General features: G+C 56.4%; 2 rRNA genes (1 of these 2 cut by a window edge). Both read right to left on the minus strand.

Going from position 1 to position 2,500, the window contains the following annotated elements:
• Positions 1–78 precede the first annotated feature (78 nt).
• Positions 79–193, minus strand: a 5S ribosomal RNA gene (gene rrf, locus J6595_RS22275).
• A 408-nt stretch (positions 194–601) separates the two neighbouring features.
• Positions 602–2,500 (minus strand): 23S ribosomal RNA (locus J6595_RS22280) (it continues 1,016 nt past the right edge of the window).

A 2,500-nucleotide genomic window follows, 5' to 3' on the forward strand; every position in this document is an offset into this window, starting at 1 on the left:
AAACGCCCCGCCGGATGATATCCTGGCGGGGCGTTTTGGTTTTGATTGAAGAAGAATGCTTGTTTTTGCGATTGGCAGACCTGGCAGCGACCGACTTTCCCGCGTCTTGAGACGAAGTATCATAGGCGCTGGGGCGTTTCACGGCCGAGTTCGGAATGGGATCGGGTGCGGCCGCCCCGCTGTAACCACCAGGTCGGCCAATCGCAAAATGTTAGCTTCGAGAAGCTTGGCCTCAGGCGCCGGCGCGAGCATCCGCTCGCTTGGCTGACGTCCCTTCGGGACGCCGCTTCGTTCGAAGCGGGGCTGTCCTCGCGATGTTCGCCCTGACGGGCGAGCGCTCGAACGCGCCATTTCCTGAAGCCTGGTCTTTCGTTTGCTGCTTGGCAGCAGCTATTTTTTCCAATCACCCTGTCCGAACTGCCGCCGTCCGAGCCCCGCGGATCTTCGATCCGCATATGGGCGAGGACAGCCCCAGGCCGAACGGCCGTCGCCGCGCAGCGGCGTAGCCGAGGCACGCGGATGCGTGCCGCTGGCGATTGAAGCCAAGAACAATCTCAATGATCTCGATCCCTTTGGGATCGATGATCATTGACGAATGAGAACGATCAAGCCGATCGAGCGATTAGTACCGGTAAGCTTCATGCGTTGCCGCACTTCCACACCCGGCCTATCAACGTGGTCGTCTACCACGGCTCTGATAGGGAGCACTCGTTTTCAGGTGGGTTTCCCGCTTAGATGCCTTCAGCGGTTATCCCGACCGTACATAGCTACCCTGCACTGCGGCTGGCGCCACAACAGGTCCACCAGAGGTACGTCCAACCCGGTCCTCTCGTACTAGGGTCAGATCCTGTCAATACTCCTACACCCACGGCAGATAGGGACCGAACTGTCTCACGACGTTCTGAACCCAGCTCACGTACCGCTTTAATTGGCGAACAGCCAAACCCTTGGGACCTGCTCCAGCCCCAGGATGCGATGAGCCGACATCGAGGTGCCAAACAACCCCGTCGATATGGACTCTTGGGGGTCATCAGCCTGTTATCCCCGGCGTACCTTTTATCCGTTGAGCGATGGCCCTTCCACGCGGGACCACCGGATCACTATGACCGACTTTCGTCTCTGCTCGACTTGTCTGTCTCGCAGTCAGGCGGGCTTATGCCATTGCACTCGACGACCGATTTCCGACCGGTCTGAGCCCACCATCGCGCGCCTCCGTTACTCTTTAGGAGGCGACCGCCCCAGTCAAACTACCCACCATACACTGTCCCGGATCCGGATGACGGACCGCGGTTAGACATCCATGACGATAAGGGTGGTATTTCAAGGATGGCTCCACACGAGCTGGCGCCCATGCTTCAAAGCCTACCACCTATCCTACACATGCCGACACGAATGCCAGTGTAAAGCTATAGTAAAGGTGCACGGGGTCTTTCCGTCTGACCGCAGGAACCCCGCATCTTCACGGGGAATTCAATTTCACTGAGTCTCTGCTGGAGACAGCGGGGAAGTCGTTACGCCATTCGTGCAGGTCGGAACTTACCCGACAAGGAATTTCGCTACCTTAGGACCGTTATAGTTACGGCCGCCGTTTACTGGGGCTTCGATTCAAAGCTTGCACCTCTCCTCTTAACCTTCCAGCACCGGGCAGGCGTCAGACCCTATACGTCGTCTTGCGACTTCGCAGAGCCCTGTGTTTTTGGTAAACAGTCGCTACCCCCTGGTCTGTGCCACCCCTGCCTACTTGCGTAAACAGAGGTCACGCTTCTTCCGAAGTTACGCGTGCAATTTGCCGAGTTCCTTCAGCAGAGTTCTCTCAAGCGCCTTGGTATTCTCTACCAGTCCACCTGTGTCGGTTTCGGGTACGGTCTATACGATGGAGCTATTTCCTGGGACCACTTCGCCGCATGATCAATCCGTTAAGACCATACGACACACGCAATCCGTCACTACCATCAGGCCCACGATTATTAACGTGGTTCCCATCGACTACGCCTTTCGGCCTCGCCTTAGGGGCCGGCTAACCCTGCTCAGATTAACTTTAAGCAGGAACCCTTGGACTTTCGGCGAGGGAGTCTCTCACTCCCTTTATCGTTACTCATGTCAGCATTCTCACTTCCGATACCTCCAGGACCCCTCACGGGTATCCCTTCACAGGCCTACGGAACGCTCCGCTACCACTCCTCAAAGAGGAATCCACAGCTTCGGTGTATGGCTTGAGCCCCGGTACATTTTCGGCGCAAAGTCTCTTGTTTAGACCAGTGAGCTGTTACGCTTTCTTTAAATGATGGCTGCTTCTAAGCCAACATCCTGGTTGTTTTGGAAACTTCACATCCTTTCCCACTTAGCCATAACTTGGGGACCTTAGCTGGTGGTCAGGGTTGTTGCCCTTTCCACGACGGACGTTAGCACCCGCCGTGTGTCTGCTGGATAGTACTTCCAGGTATTCGGAGTTTGGTTAGGATCAGTAAGGCGGTGAGCCCCCATAGCCCATCCAGTGCTC

The organism is Jiella mangrovi (genome assembly GCF_017815135.1).
GTDB lineage: Bacteria > Pseudomonadota > Alphaproteobacteria > Rhizobiales > Rhizobiaceae > Jiella > Jiella mangrovi.